General features: G+C 73.7%; 18 protein-coding genes. 12 read left to right on the plus strand and 6 right to left on the minus strand.

What is annotated here, in order from left to right; translation table 11 throughout:
• Positions 1-16: 16 nt before the first annotated feature.
• The 3 genes from ACYSMR_RS11565 to ACYSMR_RS11575 are packed head-to-tail and all read left to right on the plus strand — an operon-like array spanning position 17 to position 3,894.
• Positions 17-1,375, plus strand: coding sequence for a DUF711 family protein (locus ACYSMR_RS11565; RefSeq protein ID WP_461745362.1), 1,359 nt, complete (start codon positions 17-19; stop codon positions 1,373-1,375).
• A gap of 7 nt (positions 1,376-1,382) precedes the next feature.
• Positions 1,383-2,675 carry a glycosyltransferase 87 family protein gene (locus ACYSMR_RS11570; RefSeq protein WP_461745364.1) on the plus strand — a complete coding sequence of 431 codons (1,293 nt, stop codon included), beginning with the start codon at positions 1,383-1,385 and terminating at the stop codon, positions 2,673-2,675.
• On the plus strand, positions 2,668-3,894 hold the full coding sequence (locus tag ACYSMR_RS11575; protein ID WP_461745366.1) for an MFS transporter: 1,227 nt from the start codon (positions 2,668-2,670) through the stop codon (positions 3,892-3,894). Before ACYSMR_RS11570 ends, ACYSMR_RS11575 begins: the two co-directional genes overlap by 8 nt.
• A gap of 10 nt (positions 3,895-3,904) precedes the next feature.
• Here ACYSMR_RS11575 and ACYSMR_RS11580 read toward each other — a convergent pair whose 3' ends face one another.
• The 5 genes from ACYSMR_RS11580 to ACYSMR_RS11600 all read right to left on the minus strand — a co-directional run bounded on the left by ACYSMR_RS11580 (position 3,905) and on the right by ACYSMR_RS11600 (position 7,536).
• Entirely contained in the window at positions 3,905-4,657 is a 753-nt protein-coding gene (locus ACYSMR_RS11580) for a PIG-L deacetylase family protein (RefSeq protein WP_461745368.1), read from the minus strand.
• Between the two features lie 9 nt (positions 4,658-4,666).
• Positions 4,667-5,269, minus strand: a complete 603-nt coding sequence (locus ACYSMR_RS11585; protein ID WP_461745370.1) for a signal peptidase I — start codon at positions 5,267-5,269, stop codon at positions 4,667-4,669.
• Positions 5,269-6,219: a hypothetical protein gene (locus tag ACYSMR_RS11590; RefSeq protein WP_309125589.1), complete on the minus strand. Its 951-nt coding sequence runs from the start codon at positions 6,217-6,219 to the stop codon at positions 5,269-5,271. The genes ACYSMR_RS11585 and ACYSMR_RS11590 overlap by 1 nt, the downstream gene beginning before the upstream one ends.
• A gap of 16 nt (positions 6,220-6,235) precedes the next feature.
• Positions 6,236-6,817 carry a hypothetical protein gene (locus tag ACYSMR_RS11595; protein ID WP_461745372.1) on the minus strand — a complete coding sequence of 194 codons (582 nt, stop codon included), beginning with the start codon at positions 6,815-6,817 and terminating at the stop codon, positions 6,236-6,238.
• Between the two features lie 119 nt (positions 6,818-6,936).
• The gene (locus tag ACYSMR_RS11600; protein ID WP_461745374.1) at positions 6,937-7,536 is read right to left on the minus strand and encodes an alternate-type signal peptide domain-containing protein; all 600 of its coding nucleotides are present in this window, start codon (positions 7,534-7,536) and stop codon (positions 6,937-6,939) included.
• A 393-nt stretch (positions 7,537-7,929) separates the two neighbouring features.
• On the opposite strand from ACYSMR_RS11600, the gene fdhD reads away from it, so the two are divergent.
• The 4 genes from fdhD (at position 7,930) to ACYSMR_RS11620 (ending at position 12,267) form a co-directional block, all read left to right on the plus strand.
• Positions 7,930-8,787, plus strand: coding sequence for a formate dehydrogenase accessory sulfurtransferase FdhD (fdhD, locus tag ACYSMR_RS11605; RefSeq protein ID WP_461745376.1), 858 nt, complete (start codon positions 7,930-7,932; stop codon positions 8,785-8,787).
• A 182-nt stretch (positions 8,788-8,969) separates the two neighbouring features.
• A complete protein-coding gene (locus ACYSMR_RS11610) occupies positions 8,970-9,704 on the plus strand; it encodes a glutamine amidotransferase (RefSeq protein WP_251333269.1) in 735 nt (244 codons plus the stop codon).
• Between the two features lie 97 nt (positions 9,705-9,801).
• A complete protein-coding gene (locus ACYSMR_RS11615; protein WP_461745378.1) occupies positions 9,802-10,920 on the plus strand; it encodes a lysostaphin resistance A-like protein in 1,119 nt (372 codons plus the stop codon).
• A gap of 9 nt (positions 10,921-10,929) precedes the next feature.
• Positions 10,930-12,267, plus strand: coding sequence for a M18 family aminopeptidase (locus ACYSMR_RS11620; RefSeq protein ID WP_461745380.1), 1,338 nt, complete (start codon positions 10,930-10,932; stop codon positions 12,265-12,267).
• A gap of 148 nt (positions 12,268-12,415) precedes the next feature.
• Here ACYSMR_RS11620 and ACYSMR_RS11625 read toward each other — a convergent pair whose 3' ends face one another.
• Entirely contained in the window at positions 12,416-13,867 is a 1,452-nt protein-coding gene (locus ACYSMR_RS11625) for a glyceraldehyde-3-phosphate dehydrogenase (protein ID WP_251333266.1), read from the minus strand.
• Positions 13,868-14,070: 203 nt separating this feature from the next.
• Here ACYSMR_RS11625 and ACYSMR_RS11630 point away from each other — a divergent pair, with 203 nt between their 5' ends.
• From ACYSMR_RS11630 to ACYSMR_RS11650, 5 genes are read left to right on the plus strand one after another with little or no spacing between them, the layout of a single operon-like run.
• The gene (locus ACYSMR_RS11630) at positions 14,071-15,018 is read left to right on the plus strand and encodes a carbohydrate kinase family protein (RefSeq protein ID WP_461745382.1); all 948 of its coding nucleotides are present in this window, start codon (positions 14,071-14,073) and stop codon (positions 15,016-15,018) included.
• Positions 15,019-15,054: 36 nt separating this feature from the next.
• Positions 15,055-15,573: a YbhB/YbcL family Raf kinase inhibitor-like protein gene (locus tag ACYSMR_RS11635; RefSeq protein ID WP_461745384.1), complete on the plus strand. Its 519-nt coding sequence runs from the start codon at positions 15,055-15,057 to the stop codon at positions 15,571-15,573.
• A 10-nt stretch (positions 15,574-15,583) separates the two neighbouring features.
• Positions 15,584-16,459, plus strand: a complete 876-nt coding sequence (locus ACYSMR_RS11640; RefSeq protein ID WP_251333263.1) for an HAD family hydrolase — start codon at positions 15,584-15,586, stop codon at positions 16,457-16,459.
• 10 nt (positions 16,460-16,469) lie between these two features.
• Positions 16,470-17,294: a glycerophosphodiester phosphodiesterase family protein gene (locus ACYSMR_RS11645; RefSeq protein ID WP_461745386.1), complete on the plus strand. Its 825-nt coding sequence runs from the start codon at positions 16,470-16,472 to the stop codon at positions 17,292-17,294.
• A gap of 40 nt (positions 17,295-17,334) precedes the next feature.
• Positions 17,335-18,387, plus strand: coding sequence for an enoyl-CoA hydratase/isomerase family protein (locus ACYSMR_RS11650; RefSeq protein ID WP_461745388.1), 1,053 nt, complete (start codon positions 17,335-17,337; stop codon positions 18,385-18,387).
• The last annotated feature ends 108 nt before the right edge of the window (positions 18,388-18,495 follow it).

Below are 18,495 nucleotides of genomic sequence, written 5' to 3' on the forward strand. Positions count from 1 at the left end.
AACCGGAGAGACCCCCGTGGACCGCACCGACAACATTCTCGAGACCCTCCGGATGATCGAGGAGGAGAAGCTCGACATCCGCACCGTCAGCATGGGCATCTCCCTGCTCGACTGCGCCGACTCCGACGGCGAACGGGCCCGGCGGAGGATCTACGACAAGATCGTCCGCCACGCCGCCCGGCTCGTGGAGGTCGCCGACGGGATCGAGGCCGAGCTCGGCATCCCCATCATCAACAAGCGCCTGTCGGTGACCCCGATCAGCCTCGTGGCCGGTGCCAGCGCGGACGCGGACCACGTCGCGTTCGCCCGCACCCTGGACGCCGCGGCCGCCGCCGTGGGCGTGAACTTCATCGGCGGCTTCTCCGCCCTCGTCTCGAAGGGGGCGACGCCGGGCGAGCGCACCCTGATCGACTCGATCCCCGAGGCCCTGGCCACCACGGAGACGGTCTGCGCGTCCGTGGACGTCGCCTCGACCCGGGCGGGGATCAACATGGACGCGATCGCGCGGATGGGGGAGGTGGTCCGGGAGACCGCGGACCTCACCGCCGACCGGCACGGCTTCGGCTGCGCCAAGCTCGTGGTGTTCGCCAACGCGGTCTCCGACAACCCGTTCATGGCGGGGGCCTTCCACGGGGTGGCGGAGCCCGACGTGGAGATCCACGTGGGCATCTCCGGGCCCGGGGTGGTCAAGCGCGCCCTCCAGGAGGTGCGGGGCGCCCCCATGGACGTCGTCGCCGAGACCGTGAAGAAGGCGGCGTTCAAGATCACCCGCGCCGGCCAGCTCGTCGGCGCGCTCGCCGCCGAACGGCTCGGGGTGCCGTTCGGCATCGTGGACCTGGCGCTCGCGCCCACCGCCGAGGTGGGCGACTCCGTGGCCCGGATCCTCGAAGAGATGGGCCTGGAGCGCGTGGGCGCGCACGGGACGACGGCGGCGCTCGCGGTGCTCAACGACGCCGTGAAGAAGGGCGGGCTGATGGCCTGCAGCCACGTGGGCGGGCTGTCCGGGTCCTTCATCCCGGTCTCCGAGGACATCGGGATGATCGAGGCCGTGCAGCTCGGCGCGATCTCCCTCGACAAGCTCGAGGCCATGACGGCGATCTGCTCGGTGGGCCTCGACATGGTCGCCGTGCCCGGCGACACCCCGGCGTCGACGCTGTCCGCGATGATCGCGGACGAGGCCGCGATCGGGGTGATGAACTCCAAGACCACCGCGGTGCGGGTGATCCCCGCCGTGGGGCTGGGGGTGGGGGAGACCGTGGAGTTCGGCGGCCTGCTCGGCCGGGCCCCCGTCCTGCCCGTCAACGGCTTCGGCAACGCCGCGTTCGTCGCCCGCGGCGGCCGGATCCCCGCCCCCGTCCACTCCTTCAAGAACTGAGGCCCCGGTGACCGTTCCGTCCACGTCCGCGCCGGCCCGCGCCGGCCGCCCGGCGCGCGCCGCGGCGCCGGCCGCCCTCGCCTGGCTGCTCCTGGCCGCCGCGGTGGTCCGCTCCCTGTGGCTGGCCCTCGACGGCAGCATCGACCTCGACGTCTACCGGCTCGGCGGCATGGCCGTCGTGGACCGCCACGGCTTCGCCGACGAGCTCTACGGCCCCGGCCTGAGCCTGCACGACGACGGGGGCCTGCCGTTCACCTACCCGCCGTTCGCCGCCCTGCTGTTCGTCCCGCTCGCCTACCTGCCGGAGTGGCTGACCGAGCTCGCGCTGGTGCTCGCCACGATCGGGATCGCCGCCGTCCTGTCCCGGTCCCTGCTGCGCTACGCCGCCCAGCGGGGCCGGCCGCTGCCGCTGCAGGCCCTGCTGGGCCCGGCGACCGCCGTCGCGGCGGGCACGGCGGTGCTGCTGTGGTCGGGGCCGTGGATGCGCAACGCCGGGCTCGGGCAGATCAACGCCCTCCTGCTGGCCCTCGTGGCCTACGACCTCCTGCGCACCCGCGACGACACCCTGCTGGGCCGGCTCCCGCGCGGGTTCTGGATCGGGCTGGCGGCCGGGATCAAGCTGACCCCGCTGGCGTTCGGGCTCGTGTTCCTCATGCGCAAGGAGCTCAGGCCGATCCTCACGATGGGCCTCACCTTCGCCGCCACCGTGCTGGTCGGGTTCCTGGCTCTGCCCCGGGACGCGGTCGTGTTCTGGACGGACGCCGTGGTCAGCGACGAGCGGGTCGGCAACACCGCGTACATCGACAACGTCTCGCTGCAGGGCGTGCTCCTGCACCTGGGCGTGCCCGCCGGGGCCGAGCCCGTGCTGCGCTGGGCGCTGATCCTGGCGATGGTCGTGGGCGTGGCGCTGCTGATCCGGGTGCTCGCGGCCCGCGGGATGACCCTGTCGATCGTGGCCGTCAACGCCCTCGTCATGATGTACATGTCCCCGGTGACGTGGTCCCACCACCACGTGTGGTGGCCGGTCGTCCTCACGGCGCTGTGGGTCGAGGCGTGGCCCGCGTTCCTCCGGGGCGGCGCGCGCACGGCCGCCCTCGTGCTCGGCGGGGTCACCGCCGTGGGCCTCTACGTGGGGCCCATCCGCTGGGACGCGTGGCTGGGTCCCGCGGGCGTGCCCGGGCCCGTGCTCGACGTCGTGGCGACCCTGCCCTACCTCGCCCTGTTCCTGTTCCTGGCGCTGTGGACCGTGGCCGGGCTGCGCTCCGGGGCCCCGGGGCCGCGCGCCGCGCGCCGTGGCTGAGCCGGTCCCGCCCGGTGGCTGGGAGGGCTACGAGCGGGGCAGCGCGGGCTACCGCCGCGTCCTGCTGGCGCTGCTGTGCGCCGGGGTGGCCACGTTCGCCCAGCTCTACTCCGTGCAGGGCGTGCTGCCCCTGATGGCGGCGGACCTGGGCCTGGACGCCGCGCAGGCGTCGCTGGGGGTCTCCGCCGCGACGCTCGGGCTGGCCGTGGCCGTCCTGCCGTGGTCGGTGGTCTCCGACCGCTGGGGCCGGCTGCGGACCATGGTCGTGGCCGTCGCCGCCGCCACGGTGCTGGGGCTGGCGATGCCGCTGGCCCCGGGCTTCGAGGCCGTCGTCGTCCTGCGCTTCGTGGAGGGCGCGGCCCTGGGCGGGATCCCCGCCGTCGCGATGGCCTACCTCGCGGAGGAGGTCGACAGCCGGCACTCCGCCGTCGCCGCCGGCACCTACGTGGCGGGCACGAGCCTGGGCGGGCTGGCCGGGCGCATCGTCGCCGCGCCCGTCGGCGACGCCCTCGGCTGGCGGACCGGGACCATCACCGTGAGCGTGCTCGCCGCGCTCGCCGCCGTGGGCTTCGTCCTCCTCGCCCCGCGCCAGCGCGGGTTCGTGCGCCAGAGCGTCCGGCTCACCGGACCGGGCGGGCTGCTCGGGCGGCTGCGCGCGAACCTCGCGGACGCCGGCCTGGTCGTGCTCTACCTGCAGGGGTTCCTGCTCATGGGCGGGTTCGTGGCGATCTACAACTACCTCGGCTTCCACCTCGGCGAGGAGCCGTTCGGGGTGTCCCAGACCGTGGTGAGCCTGCTGTTCCTCGCCTATCTCTCGGGCACCTGGTCCTCGGGGACGGCCGGGCGCGCCGCCGCCGCCCGGGGCCGGCGCGTGGTCCTGGCCGGCAGCGGCACGCTCATGCTCGCGGGCCTGCTCGGCACGCTCGTCCCGTCGATCCCCGTGGTGGTCGCGGGGCTGCTGCTGTTCACCGCCGGGTTCTTCGCGGCGCACGCCGTGGCCTCCGGGTGGGTGTCGGTGCGCTCGCGCACGGGCACGGCGCAGGCGTCCTCGCTCTACACCCTCTTCTACTACGCGGGGTCCTCGGTGCTCGGCTCGGCCGGCGGCGTCTTCTACACCCGCTCGGGCTGGGGCGGTGCGGTCGGGTTCGTGGCGGCGCTCGTCGTGGCCGCCGTCGTCCTGGCCCTGGTGGTCCTGCGGGAGCCGCGGCCCGCCCCCTGACCCGGCCGGGTCAGTCGTCGGTGCCGCCCCACCGCAGGGGCAGGACCTCGAAGGAGCTCGCGAGCTCGACCCCGGCCCGCTCGCCCACGGCGCGGGCGTTGCCCCGCAGGAAGGCGTCCGGGTCGAAGTCGGCCCACCCCAGGCCCTCCAGATAGGCCTGGTGCGCGCGCAGGGAGGCCACGCCGGCGTCGAACGTGTCCGTGACGTCCACGGCGTGCCGGGAGCCCGGGGAGGCCGCGGCCCACACCGCGACCACGCCGGGCCACGGGGTCAGGCCGTCCACCAGCTGCTCCGGGTAGATCCACCGGTTGCCGGCGTCGCGCGCGGCGTCCAGGGTGGCGCGGCCCACCGCGATGTGGTCGGCCTGGTTCAGGTTCGTGGCGTCGTCCCAGGTGTCGCGGAAGTTGTTGGTGATCACCACGTCGGGGCGCTGCCGGCGGACGACCTCGGCGATCCGCCGCCGCAGCGCCACGCCGTACTCCAGGACACCGTCCGGCAGGCGCAGGAACTCCACCCGGTCCACGCCCACGACCCGGCACGACTCCCGCTGCTCCTCCTCCCGCAGCGGGCCGGCGCGTTCCGGGTCCAGCCCGTCGATCCCGGCCTCGCCGCTGGTGACGAGGCAGTAGACGACCTCCTTGCCCTGCCCCGTCCAGCGGGCCACGGCCGCGGCGGCGCCGAACTCCATGTCGTCCGGGTGGGCGACGACCACCAGGGCGCGGTTCCAGTTCTCGGGCAGGGGCTTGAGCGGTGTTCCGTCCATGGCCCGTGCTTATCGGGAAGCGGGGACGGTGTCAACGGCAGGGGCCGGTCCGGCGTTCTCGGCGCCGGGCCGTGACGTCCGGCGCGCACGGCCGTCGCGCAGCGCGCCCACCGCCTGCCACAGCGCGTAGCCGAACAGGGCCGCGGCTGCCAGCACGATCCCGCCCCGCTTCTGCTCCTGGTCCAGGAGGGTGGCGGCCCAGCCCGCGTACGGCACGTGGTACTTCACGAGGCCCCGCAGCTGCACGGCGGTGACCTCGCCCTCGTCCGGGGCGGCGTTGGCGTCCCCCCGGGTGGTGAAGGCCGGCTTCCCCTCGCCGTCGTAGGCGACCTGGACGATCCGGTGGGTGACCAGGGTCGCGTCGTCGGGCCGGGGCATGAAGGTCACGACGTCGCCGACGCCCAGCCGCGCGGCGTCGTCCTCGCCGTCCAGGGGCTCGACGACGACCTGGCTGCCGGTCGGGACGGTCGGCTCCATGGAGCCGGAGAGCACCGTCAGCGGCACCCACCCGGCCAGCAGCGGGACGACGACGATCGCGGCCAGCAGCGCGGAGACCGCGGTCAGCAGGGCGACGAGCAGGGCGTGGCGGGCGCGGCGGAGCAGGGTGGTCATCAGGACACCGCCTCGCACACGACCTGGCCGCTGTTGCCGGGCACCTTGAAACCGCGCACGGGGAGGCTGTCGACCGGTTCGGCGGCACCCGCCGGGAAGGCGCGGACGATCACCTCGAAGCGCTCGGTCCTCTTCTCGGACTTCACGAAGTCCTGGACGCCCAGTTCGACGCCGAGGGCGGCGCTGCCCGGGAGCTTCCTGACCGAGGCTGGTTGCACGGTGCCGCCCTCCGGCCGGACGAGGATCTCCCAGTGGTCGATGGCGGGCGTTCCGGTCCAGGTCCACGACAGCAGCACCGTCTTGTCGAGGCTCCCGGCGCGGCACTGCCCGGGAGTGGTCTGCCCCGCAGGAGTCGTCACCGGCGGGGCGTCGACGACATAGCTCGCCCTCCAGTCGTGGCGAGCGGTCCAGGTGCCGCCGCCGGCAGGAACGGCCTCCAAGGACGTGACCACCTGCAGCTCCCGTCCGTGGAGGGGACGCAGCGACTGCTCGGCGTCTGCGTCCGTCGACACCGCCAGGCAGATCCCGGCGGAGCCGTTGCGCGGCAGCGGGGCTGCCGGCGCGCCGGCAGCCCCGATCACCACCGGGCCCGGTCCCTCGGAGGAGGCCGTCCAGCGCGCCGGCAGCCCGTCCGTGGTGCAGTCCGCGCCCGTGCGGTACTCGAACGTCATCCCGTGCGGCGTGGTCAGCGGTCCGCCCGACGGGTCGAGCAGGGTGACCTGGACGGGCCGGTACGCGACGCCGAAGTCCGAGGTGTTCGTCAGCGTCGCGGCGTCGTCCGCCGGGGCGACGCCAAGGCTGATCTGTCCCAGGGCCATGGCCGGGACGGCGACCGGCTCCTGGTCGAGCCACTTCGCCTGCGTGGCACCGGTGGGGGTCGTGAGCACGGCGGACGCGAGCACGGCCAGGGCGCCGAGCATGAGAGCCGCGGGGGTGCGGTGCTGCCGCATGAGGACTCCTGAAGAATCAGTTCTGGGCGAGGGTGACGGTCGGGCGCGGAGTGCCCAGCGAGCTGCCGCGCCGGGCATCGGGGACATCGAGCGGGACGCGGTACGTGATCGTGAGGTCGTAGGTTCCGCTGTGGGCGGAGGTGATCGACCAGGTGCCGGCTGAGCTCGGGGGGCCGAGCTCCGGGGCGGCCTGCACGTCGGCGGTGAGCGGGCTGCCGTCGGGCATCCCGGGGTCCACCGTCAGGTGCGCCGTCAGGTTGGTGCCCGCGAGGTCGAGGGTCGCGCGGGTCGCGACGGTCACGGTGTCCCCGGGCGCCAGGCGGGGGAGGGACTGCAGGTCCGGGAGGTCCGCCCGCACGGTCTCCGTCTCGGACGTGCTGACGGCGCCGGGAGCCAGATCGGTGTGCTCGAGCACGACCCGTGCCGGGGCCAGCTGCACGTCGAGGGTCCCGGTGGTGACGGTCTGCAGCTCCAGGGCGGCCTCGTCGGACCAGCGGGCCGCGGTGCCGAAGCCGCTGCTGAGCAGGGTCACGGCCAGCACCGAGACGGCCGTGGCACGGACCAGGGTCCCGTGCGGCACAGAGGAACGGAACTTCATGGGGAGCCTCTGGGGAGATGAGGGGGTGGTGCGTGGAGGGGAAGCCGGAGTGTCCCGGTGCGTCCATGGGAAGGCTGCACCGGGACGTCGGCGGATCAGGCTGCCTGGGCGGAGTTTCCTCAGCTGAGGTCCTGGACGAGGGTCAGGTCCACACCGCTGAGATCGAACTTCATGTCTTGGCCGGTGTTGTCGAGCTCGTCGGTCGTGGGCCAGGCGATCGTCCCGGTCACGGTCACCGTCTGATCGTTGTTCGCCTTCGTGATCTCGTAGACGTTGCTGCCGGCCGCGGTCTCGGTCAGATGGGCGCTCGCGACGTCTGCGTCCACGGTGAAATCGAGGAGCTTGTTGTCCACACCCGTGTCGTCCGTGTCCACCGTGAGGGCGGCCTTCAGGTTGTCGCCGACGGCCTTGATGTTCGTCGTCGCGGTGAACTCGACGACGTCACCGGGGACCATGTGGAAGGTGTCGGGGTTGATCGGCGCGTCGTTCCTCACGTCGCGCCAGGTCAGCTCACTCGTGCCCTCAAGGGACAGATGTCCCGCGCTGAGGGACTTTCCGGAGGCGACGGCCTCGGAGTCGTGCCACTTGGCGAAGGTGCCCCCGCCGGCGGCGAGCAGTCCGACGGCGACGACGCCGGCCAGGACGGCCTTGCCGGCGCGGCGGTTCTTGCCGGCCTCCGGGCCGGACGGGGACAGGGGGTTCTGCGGTGCAGTGCTCATGGGGGTGCCTTTGCGAGAGAGCGGTGAGGGAGGACTGCGCGGGATCAGTGCGCAGGTCGTGCCGGGCGTTCCGTGCGGTGTCCGCGTGAGCGCCGGGAGCGCTGGCCCCTGATCGAGGAGGCCGGCGGTCCCGGTGCGACGACCGCGCTGCAGCGCGCGGAGCCGCGGACCGGCGGTGAATCGCCGGAGGGAATCGTCCGGCAGCCCTGCCGGCGTCATCCCTTGACACGTCAACACTAGACAAAAGTCTATGAAAATGAACAGTGGTGGACTGTCCCCACTTCACCCGACGTTACTGATGGGTAATTCCCGTGTTTCGGCCGTCCTCTGCGCGCGGGCCTAGGATTCCGGGAAGGGTCCGTGCCCCGTGCGGACCCGGACCGGAGGACCACCATGACCCGAGCATCCCAGCGCCGCCGCGTGCACCGGTACACCGCCGACGGCACCGCCACGGGCCGCGCGGACACCCTGGCGGGAGAGGAGCCCCTCGAGATCCGGCTCAACGGCAGCCCGTTCACGGTCACCATGCGCACGCCCGGCAACGACTTCGACCTCGTGGCCGGGTTCCTCGTCTCCGAGGGCGTGGTGCGCTCCATGGCGGAGATCTCCCAGATGGACTACCGCTCCGGCATCGGCCCGGACGGCCAGCGCACCTACAACGTGGTCGAGGTGCGGCTCGCACCGGGAGTCGCCCCGCCGGACACCTCCATGGAGCGGCACGTCTACACGTCGTCGTCGTGCGGTGTCTGCGGTACGGCCTCGATCGAGGCGGTCACCAAGGTCTCCTCCCACGACCCCGCCGCCGACCCCGCCCGCCTGCCCGTCCCCGCCCTGCTCGCCCTGCCCGACCGGCTGCGCACCGGGCAGAAACTGTTCTCCAGCACCGGCGGCGTCCACGCCGCCGGCCTCTTCCGCTTTCCCGACGACGACGCCGTGGCCGGTCCTGCCGCGCCCGAGCTGCTGTGCGTGCGCGAGGACGTCGGCCGGCACAACGCCGTGGACAAGGTCGTGGGCTGGGCGCTGCGCGAGGAACTGCTGCCCCTGCGCTCGACCGTGCTCCAGGTCTCGGGGCGGGCCTCGTTCGAGCTGGTCCAGAAGGCGTACATGGCGGGCGTCCCGGCGCTCGCGGCCGTCTCGGCGCCCTCGGCGCTGGCCGTGGACCTCGCCGACCAGGCGGGCATCACCCTGCTCGGCTTCAGCCGGGGCAGCTCGTTCAACGCGTACGCGCACCGGGAGCGCATCACCCCCTGATCCCCTGCCGAGCCCCCGATCCATCCTGCCGAGCCCCCACGGTGCCTGCGATTCCCCGCGGTCCATCGTGGGGAATCGCAGGCACCGTGGGGGCCCGGCGCAACTGAGCCCGGCGGTGTGGGGGCTCGGCACCTCGTCAGAGGTGGCAGGGGAGGACCTCGGCGCTGAATAGGATGGACGCCATGAAACCGTTCCTGCTGCTCGCCACCCGTGCCGAGGACGACGTCGCGGACGAGGAGTACGAGACCGTCCTCCGCTTCAGCGGCCTGCGGGAGGGCCGGCTGCACCGGGTCCGGCTGGAGTCCGGGCCCATGCCCCCCGTCGACCTCGAGCGCTACTCCGGCGTCATCATCGGCGGCTCCCCCTTCAACTCCTCGGACCCGCCCGAGCTGAAGTCCGAGGTCCAGCGGCGGGCCGAGGCCGAGATGCGGGAGCTGCTCGACGAGGTCGTCGCCCGCGACTTCCCCTTCCTCGGCGCCTGCTACGGGGTCGGGACGCTCGGCACCCACCAGGGCGGGGTCGTCGACCGTGCCCACGGCGAGGACATCGGCGTCATCGAGGTGACCCTCACCGAGGAGGGGCGGCGGGACCCGCTGCTGCGGGAGCTGCCGCCCGTCTTCCACGGCTTCGTGGGGCACAAGGAGGGCACGCGCACGCTCGCGCCCTCGGCGGTGCTGCTCGCCAGCGGCACCGGCTGCCCCGTGCAGATGTTCCGGGTCAAGCAGAACCTCTACGCCACCCAGTTCCACCCCGAGCTCGACGCCCCGGCGCTGCTGAACCGGATCGAGGCCTACAAGGACCACGGCTACTTCCCGGCGGAGGACGCCGAGCACGTCAAGGACCGGATCCGCTCGGGCCCGCCCGTGACCGAACCGGAGAAGATCCTCGCCGCGTTCGTCGACCGCTACGCCCGCTGAGCCCGGCACCGGAGACGCACGGGCCCTGCCCGGGCACGGAGCCGGTCCACGGGTCCGATTCCTGCCGGGAAGCCGCCGGGGCGGCTAGCGTGGAGCCATGACCCTGCGCACCGCCCCCTGGGGCCCGGTGTCCGACGACGGCGACCACCGCCGCCGCGACGCCGGCCCCCGACTCCTGCCCTTTCACCGGCTCGGCCACGCCGACCCCGAGCACCGGTGGTGGAAACCGCTCGTGGAGCTCGTCGTCTTCGGTGCCGTCTACCTGCTGGTGACCGTCGTGTTCGGCGTCGTCTGGGCCGTGGGCGTGATGAGCACCCGCGGCCAGGACGCCCTGGACGACCTCTTCGCCGACCCCCTGGCGCTGGACGTCATGGACCCGGCGGTCTTCTTCATGATGTTCTTCTCGATCGTCCTGATGATCCCCGCGATCCTCCTCGCACGCCTCGTCATGGGCCCCCGTCCGGTGGGCCTGCTGCTGTCGGTGACCGGGCGGCTGCGCTGGGCCTTCCTGGCGCGCACGCTCGCCGTGGCCCTGACCATCTACGTGATCGGCTACGGCGCCGTCAGCCTCTTCGAGCTGCTGGTGCTGGGGGAGCTCTCCGCCCCGCAGCCGGTCGAGGGCTTCGGGCTGATCCTGGCCATGGTCGTGCTCGTGGTCCCGCTGCAGTGCGCGGCGGAGGAGCTGGTCTTCCGCGGCTACCTCCTCCAGACCGTGGGCCGGTGGGTGCGGCGGCCCGTGTTCGCCGTCCTGCTCCCGGTGCCGCTGTTCACGTTCGCGCACTTCTACGACGTCTGGGGACTGCTCTCCGTGGCCGTCATGGCCGTGGTCGCCGGCTGGCTCAGCTGGCGCACCGGCGGGCTCGAGGCCGCCATCGGCCTGCACGTGGCCAACAACGTCGTCGTCACCCTCCTCGCCGCCGTCGGCTGGGCGGACCCGAACGCCACGGAGTCCTCCTGGGTGGCGGCGGCCCTCACCGTGGTCTTCGACGCCGTCTACGCCGTCCTGGTGGTCCGCCTCGCCCGGAAGCACGGCGTCGAGGTGACCCGGACGGTGCCCGCGCCGCTCCCGCCGCTGACCGGCGGCTGGGGCCCCGTGCCCGCGGCGCCGGTCCCTCCCGGCGCCTGGATGTGCCCCGGCCCGCCCGCGTGCCCCGGGCACTGGGCGGGGCACGGGCACCCCTCCGCGCCGCAGCCCGCGCCGGAGCGCCTTCCGTAGACTGACCGCATGGATCCCAGCGCCCGCACCCCCGCCCCCGACCCGCTGACCGTCGTGGAGGACCTCGGCCGCTACGTGCTGGACTCGCCGAGCTCCTTCCACGCCGCCCACGCCGCCGCCGCGCGGCTGGACAGCGCCGGGTTCGAGCGGCTCGACGAGGCGGCGGACTGGCCCGGGCCCGGGACCCCGGGCGTGCGCGGACGGCGCTACGTGGTCCGGGACGGGGCGATCATCGCCTGGGCCACGCCCGCGGACCTCCCGCCCGCGGCGGGCTTCCGGATCCTCGGCGCGCACACCGACTCGCCGAGCTTCAAGCTCAAGCCCCGCCCCACCACGACCACCCACACGTGGCACCAGGCCGCGGTCGAGGTCTACGGCGGGCCCCTGCTGAACTCCTGGCTGGACCGGGAGCTGCGGATGGCCGGGCGGCTCGTGCTGCGCGGCGACGACGGCGCGCCGGTCGAGCACCTGACCGCCACCGGCCCCGTGGCCCGGATCCCGCAGCTGGCCGTCCACCTGGACCGGGAGGCCAACAAGGGCCTCGCCCTCGACCGGCAGCAGCACGTCCAGCCGGTCTGGGGCGTCGGGGCGGCCCAGGACGCGGACGTCCTGGCGCTGCTCGCCGAGCACGCCGCCGACGGGCCCGTGGACCCCGCGCGGATCCTCGGCTACGACGTCGTGCTGGCCGACTCGCAGCCTCCCGCGGTCTTCGGCAAGGACGGGGCGCTGTTCGCCTCGGGGCGGCTGGACAACCTGTCCTCCGTCCACGCCGGGCTCGGCGCCCTGGTCCGGGAGGCGGAGGCGGTCGAGGCCGGGCCGCACGTCGCGGTGCTCGCCGCGTTCGACCACGAGGAGATCGGCTCCGGCACCCGCTCCGGGGCGGCCGGGCCGTTCCTCGAGGACGTGCTCGCGCGCGTCGACGCGGCCCTCGGGCGCACGGACGCCGAGCACCGGCGCGCGCTCGCGGCCTCGGTGTGCCTGTCCGCGGACGCCGGTCACCTCGTGCACCCCAACTACCAGGGCCACCACGACCCCGTGAACACGCCCGAGCCCGGAGCGGGCCCGCTGCTGAAGATCAACGCCGACCAGCGCTACGCCACGGATGCGGTGGGCGCCGGGATCTGGGCCGAGGCGTGCGCGCGCGCCGGCGTCCCCTACCAGGAGTTCGTCTCCAACAACCGGGTGCCGTGCGGCTCGACGATCGGGCCCATCACGGCCGCCCGGCTGGGCATCCGCACGGTCGACGTCGGGATCGGGCTGCTGTCGATGCACTCCGCCCGGGAGCTGTGCCACGTGGACGACGTCGCCGCGCTCGGCGCCGTCGCCGGGGCCTTCTTCACCGGCTGACACCGCCCGGCGGCACCGGCGGAGACCTACCGGCGGCACCGGCGGGGACCGCCGCCCGGGGGCTGCCCCGGCCCCGGCCCGGGACACGCCGAGGGGCCGCCTCCCCACGGGAGACGGCCCCTCGGTGCCGGGAGCCCTCAGGCGCCGGTCAGCTGGACAGCGCCCCCGCCGGGACCCGCTCGGCGGGGAACTGCGGCATGGCGATGTCCGCCATCCGGGCGAGCACGCGCACGACCTGGCAGGAGTAGCCGAACTCGTTGTCGTACCAGACGTAGAGCACCAGCGAGCTGCCGCTGACGATCGTGGCCAGGCCGTCCACTACGCCGGCGCGGCGGGAGCCCACGAAGTCGGTGGAGACGACCTCCGGGGAGTCGGTGTAGTCGATCTGCTTGCGCAGGGACGAGTTCAGCGAGACGTCCCGCAGGTACTGGTTCACCGCGTCCTTGGACTCCGGGGCCTGCTCGAGCTGCAGGTTGAGGATGGCCATGGACACGTCCGGGGTGGGCACGCGGATGGCGTTGCCGGTGAGCTTGCCGGCCATCTCCGGCAGCGCCTTGGCCACGGCCTTGGCGGCGCCGGTCTCGGTGATGACCATGTTCAGGGCGGCAGAGCGGCCGCGGCGGTCGCCCTTGTGCCAGTTGTCGATGAGGTTCTGGTCGTTGGTGTAGGAGTGCACCGTCTCGACGTGGCCCTGCTTGATGCCGTACTTGTCGTTGAGCACCTTCACGACCGGGGTGATCGCGTTGGTGGTGCAGGACGCGGCGGAGAGGATGGTGTCCTGCGGGTCGATGACGTGGTCGTTGACGCCGCACACGATGTTCTTCAGGTCGCCCTTGCCCGGGGCCGTGAGCAGGACCTTGGCGGCGCCCTTGGCCTGCAGGTGCTTGGACAGCCCGGCCTCGTCGCGCCACACGCCGGTGTTGTCCACGACGATCGCGTTGTCGATGCCGTAGGCGGTGTAGTCGATCTCCGCGGGGTCGTTCGCGTAGATGAACTGGATCGCCACCCCGTTGGCCGTGATGACGTTGTTCTCCTCGTCCACGGTGATCGTGCCGTCGAACTTCCCGTGCACGGAGTCGCGGCGCAGCAGGGAGGCCCGCTTGACGAGGTCGTTGCCGGGCTTCTTGCGCACGACGACGGCGCGCAGGTTCAGGCCGGTGCCGTCGTTGCGGTTGACCAGGATGCGGGCGAGCAGGCGCCCGATGCGCCCGAAGCCGTAGAGCACCACGTCCTGGGTCTCCGGGAAGTTCTGCTCCTTGCGGCCCACGACCGGGGCCAGCTCCTCGCGCAGGAACGCGTCGAGGTCCTGGTCGGAGGCCTGGGCGAGCCGGTTCAGCTTGCCGAGGTCGACGGAGCAGGTGCCGAGGTCCAGCGCCGACAGCGCCTCGAGGAGCCGGGTGGTGTCCTCCAGCGGGAGCTCGGCGCCGTCGATCCGGCGGGCGAAGCGGTGCGCCTTGATGATCTGGGTGACGGACTTGTGGACCAGGGACCGGCCGTAGACGGTGGGGACCACCTTGTTCTCGCGGTGCAGCCGGCCCACCAGGGGAACCACGGCCTCGGCGAGCGCCTCGCGCTCGGACCAGCTCTCGGGAGTGCTCAAGGATGACTCTCTTCCTCGGCCGGGGACGTCGTCGTGCCCGGCCGTGTCGTGCCGCGCCTCGTTGCGCGGTCGGGGACGCATGCGCCGCTGCGGCTCACACAGGTTGCCGTCGTCCATTCTAGGCGTACGGGGGGACCGGTCACGGGCCCCGTTACGCCCCGCCGACACGGTCCGGGCCGGGGGCCGGGTGCTACCGTGAGGGAATGCTGACGGTGATCGGTGAGGCTCTCGTTGACGTGGTCTCCAAGCAGGGCCAGGAACCCCGCGCGCACGCCGGGGGGAGCCCCATGAACGTGGCGGTCGGCCTCGCCCGACTGGGCCACGCGGTGCAGTTCCTCGGCCGCTACGGCGAGGACCCCTACGGCGCCCAGGTCGAGGCCCACCTGCGGGACAACGGCGTGCTCCTGCCCTTCGACCCCGACACCCGTCCCACGTCCGTGGCCGAGGCCGTCATCGGCGACGACGGCGCCGCGACCTACGACTTCCAGCTCGACTGGTCCCTGGACCTCTCCGACGAGCAGCTGGCCGAGCTGCTCGCGGAGACCGAGCTGCTGCACGTCGGGTCGATCGGCGCGATGCTGGAGCCCGGTGCCTCGAGGGTGCGGCACGCCGTCGAGCTCGCCCACCGCACCGCCCTGGTCTCCTACGACCCCAACTGCCGGCCGTCCATCATCCCGGACTCCTCCGCGGCCCGGGCCCGCGCCGAGCAGCTCGTCGCCCTCGCCGACGTCGTGAAGGCCTCCGACGAGGACCTCCTGTGGCTCTACCCCAACCGCAGCATCGAGGAGACGGCCGCCGCGTGGCTGAGGGCCGGCGCCGGCATCGTCCTCGTCACCCGCGGCGCGCTGGGGCCCTGGGCCCGCACCCGGGCCACCGGGCCGCGCGGGGCGGAGGTCCCCGCCGCCCGCGCGGTGGTGGTCGACACCGTGGGCGCCGGCGACTCCTTCATGGCCGCGACGCTCGGCTGGCTCGCCGACCACGGCTACACCGGCGCGCGGGCGAGGGAGCACATCGACGACCTCGACCGGGAGCAGGTCACGGACCTGCTCCGCTACGCCGCCGCCGCGGCCGGCGTCACGGTCTCCCGGGCCGGCGCGGACCTGCCCCGCAGGGACGAGCTGCCCCGCAGGGACGAGCAGCCCTCGTCCTGATCCCGCACCCACGGACCCCCACGGAAGGAGAGCCCCGTGCTCGACCGCGAACCGTACGCCGACCTCCCCGACCTGCCGGGCTTCACCCTCACCTCGGAGGACGTCGTCGACGGCGAACCGCTGGGCCGGGGCCAGTGCTCCGGCATCATGGGCGCCGGCGGCCTGGACGTCTCCCCGCAGCTGAGCTGGTCCGGCGCCCCCGAGGGCACCCGCAGCTACGTGGTCACCATGTTCGACCCGGACGCGCCCACCCCCAGCGGCTTCTGGCACTGGTGCCTGTCCAACATCCCCGCGGACGTGACGTCCCTCGAGCGGGGCGCGGCGTCGAACCCGCCGGCGGGCGCGGTGAAGCACCGCAACGACGCCGGCACCGACGAGTTCGTCGGGGCGGCCCCGCCCCCCGGTCACGGCGCGCACCGCTACATCGTGTGCGTGACGGCCGTGGGCGAGGAGCGGGTGGACGTCGACGAGAGCGCCAGCCCCGCCGCCGTGAACTTCCAGCTCTTCAGCCACGGCATCGCCCGCGCCTGCCTGACCGCCACCTACGAGAGGTGACCCTGCGTCCGTGAGCCCGACCCTGGAGGTCCCCGGGGACGGGGCCCCGATCCGGCTGATCGCCAGCGACCTCGACGGCACCGTCCTGGGGCACGACTTCCGCTTCCGCCCCCGCACGGTCGACGCGATCCGCGCCGCCCAGGACAGCGGGATCCACGTGGTGTTCGTGACGGGCCGGCCCATGCGCTGGCTCGACCCGCTGCGCGAGCAGCTCGGCCACGAGGGCGTGGTGATCTGCTCGAACGGTGCAGTCGTCTACGACCTGACCGCCGACCTCGTGGTGGAGTCCAGCCTGTTCCCGGCCCGGGACGCGTTCGCGATCATGGAGGAGGTCGCCGCCCGCCACCCGGGGACGCTGTTCGCTGCCGAGACCCTGGGGGGCGTCTACACCGACCACGGCTGGGCCCGCAGCGACCGGATGGAGATCGGCGCCCCGCGGGTGGGTCCCCTGCGCGAGCGCGTCCCGGCGGAGTCGGGGCTCGTGAAGTTCCTGGCCAAGCTGGACTCCGCCGACCCCCACGAGTACTTCCGGGCGCTGGCGGAGCTCGTGGGCGGGCGGTTGTCCGTGACCCACTCGGTCGCCGCCCCGCTGGTGGAGATGGGCCAGAAGGGGCTGACCAAGGCCCGGACCCTCGCCCAGTACGCCGCCGAGCGCGGCATCGGCCCGCACGAGGTGATGGCCTTCGGCGACATGCCCAACGACCTGGAGATGCTCACCTGGGCCCGCCACGGCTACGCCATGGCGGACGGCCACCCCGCCGTGGTGCAGGCGGTGGGGCGCACCGCCCCGCCGTTCCCCCAGGACGGCGTGGCGCAGGTCATCGAGGCCCTGCTGCGCCGCCGACCCCGGGCGTCACGCGCGGGACAAACCGGTACCACTGGGTAACAATGGCTCCGTGACCACATCCGCGCACCGGCCGGCGTCCCCGGCGGCCCTCGCCCACCGCGGCTTCTCCCGGGAGGGGGCCGAGAACACCCTCGACGCCTTCCGGGCGGCCCGCGACCTCGGCTACGAGTGGATCGAGACGGACGTCAACACCACGAGCGACGGCGTGGTCCTGTGCTTCCACGACGGGACGCTCGACCGGGTCACCGGCACCACGGGCTCGGTCTCCGCCATGACCTGGGAGCGGATCAGCTGCGAACGGGTCGCGGGGGTGTGCGGGATCCCGCGGCTGGGCGACCTGCTCACGCAGTTCCCGGAGCTGAAGTTCAACATCGACGTCAAGGACGAGGCCTCGGTGGCCGCGCTGCCGCGGCTGCTGCACGAGCTGGACGCCACGGACCGCGTCCGCGTCACCTCCTTCTCCGAGAGCCGCCGCCGGCGCACGCTGCGCCGGCTGCGCGAGCTCACGGGGGAGCCGGTGCCCACGTCGTCCGGCAAGGAGGGCATGCGGCTGCTGCTGGCCTGCTCGTGGCTGGGCGGACCCAGCTGGCGGATCGCCCGGCGGCTCGCCGCCCGGTGGATCGAGCCGTTCGACACCGTCCAGATCCCCCGGCGCCACCGGGTGCGCGGCGGGGCGGAGCTCGAGCTGGTGACCCCGCGCTTCCTGGACTTCGCCCACCGCCACGGCATCGCCGTGCACGTGTGGACGGTCAACGAGACCGCGGAGATGGCGGAGCTGCTGGAGCTCGGCGTCGACGGGATCGTCACCGACCGCGCCGACCTCCTCGCCGGGCTCCTCGAGCAGCGGGGCCAGTGGCCGCCCTCGCGCGTGTGACCCATGACATGCCGCCGGTCCCCGTGGCAGGGTGGGAGCCATGACGGACACCGCCACCTACCCGACCGACACCGACCAGTACGTCCTCGCCGAGGTCCGTGGCGGCACCGGGCACATCGTGCTCAACCGCCCGCGGCAGCTCAACGCGCTGACCGCGCAGATGTACCACGACATGAAGGCCGCCCTGGACGCGTGGAAGGACGACCCCGGCGTCGAGCACGTGCTGGTCACGTCCGCCTCGCCCCGGGCTTGGTGCGCCGGCGGTGACATCCGCCAGGTCCGCGGCGCCGTCCTCGGCGGGCGGGTCGAGGAGGCGGGGCGGATCTTCGCCGTCGAGTACGCCCTCGACGGCCTGATCGCCGACTACCCGAAGCCGTACGTGGCGCTGATGAACGGCATCTGCATGGGCGGCGGCATGGGCATCTCCGTGCACGGGTCCCACCGGGTGGTGGGGCCCTCCACGGTGATGGCGATGCCCGAGACGAAGATCGGCTTCTTCCCCGACATCGGCGCCTCCTGGTTCCTCCCGCGCGTCTCCCGCCCCGGCCGCCGCGGGGAGCCCGGCCTCGCCGTGGGCCGCTACCTCGCCCTCGGCGGGCAGCGCTTCGGCGGCGCCGACGCCGTGGCGCTCGGCCTGGCCGACCACTTCGTGGCGGACGAGGACTTCGGGGCGCTCGCCGACGCCGTGGTCGAGGAGGGACCGGAGGCGGCCCTGGCCCGCTTCGCGCGCGAGCCCGAGCCGTCCCCGCTCGTCGACAGGTGGGAGCTGATCGAGGAGCGCTACGGGGCCGGGACCCTGGAGGAGATCGTCGCGGCGGCCCCCGAGGACGTCGCGGGGATGAGCCCGTCCTCGCTCGTGCGCACCTTCGAGCTGCTCGAGCGCGGCGCTGCCGACGGCAGCGTGCGCTCCTGCCTGGAGCGGGAGCTGCGGCTGGCCGTCGACACCATCGCGCGCCCCGACTTCGCCGAGGGCGTGCGCGCCGTGCTCGTGGACAAGGACGGCGCCCCCGTCTGGGAGCACGCCTCCGTCGCCGACGTCGACGTCGCCGCCGTCCGGGCCGTGCTCGACGAGAAGCTGCCGCTGCCCCTCTGAGCCGCCGGGTGGGGCAGGCCGGGCGCCGCCGCGCGGTCGGCGGCCGTCACCTGCTCCCCGGGTCTTCCGCCGCCCCGCGCGCCTGCCTACCCTGGAGATCACCGCAGG

It is taken from the genome of Kocuria sp. U4B, assembly GCF_054875615.1.

Bases quoted from the DNA above. Each gene is read 5' to 3' on its own strand.
- ACYSMR_RS11580 (WP_461745368.1), bottom strand. From the start codon at position 4,657: ATGGACGGAACACCGCTCAAGCCCCTGCCCGAGAACTGGAACCGCGCC.
- ACYSMR_RS11585 (WP_461745370.1), bottom strand. From the start codon at position 5,269: ATGACCACCCTGCTCCGCCGCGCCCGCCACGCCCTGCTCGTCGCCCTG.
- ACYSMR_RS11590 (WP_309125589.1), bottom strand. From the start codon at position 6,219: ATGCGGCAGCACCGCACCCCCGCGGCTCTCATGCTCGGCGCCCTGGCC.
- ACYSMR_RS11595 (WP_461745372.1), bottom strand. From the start codon at position 6,817: ATGAAGTTCCGTTCCTCTGTGCCGCACGGGACCCTGGTCCGTGCCACG.
- ACYSMR_RS11600 (WP_461745374.1), bottom strand. From the start codon at position 7,536: ATGAGCACTGCACCGCAGAACCCCCTGTCCCCGTCCGGCCCGGAGGCC.
- fdhD (WP_461745376.1), top strand. From the start codon at position 7,930: ATGACCCGAGCATCCCAGCGCCGCCGCGTGCACCGGTACACCGCCGAC.
- ACYSMR_RS11610 (WP_251333269.1), top strand. From the start codon at position 8,970: ATGAAACCGTTCCTGCTGCTCGCCACCCGTGCCGAGGACGACGTCGCG.
- ACYSMR_RS11615 (WP_461745378.1), top strand. From the start codon at position 9,802: ATGACCCTGCGCACCGCCCCCTGGGGCCCGGTGTCCGACGACGGCGAC.
- ACYSMR_RS11620 (WP_461745380.1), top strand. From the start codon at position 10,930: ATGGATCCCAGCGCCCGCACCCCCGCCCCCGACCCGCTGACCGTCGTG.
- ACYSMR_RS11630 (WP_461745382.1), top strand. From the start codon at position 14,071: ATGCTGACGGTGATCGGTGAGGCTCTCGTTGACGTGGTCTCCAAGCAG.
- ACYSMR_RS11650 (WP_461745388.1), top strand. From the start codon at position 17,335: ATGACGGACACCGCCACCTACCCGACCGACACCGACCAGTACGTCCTC.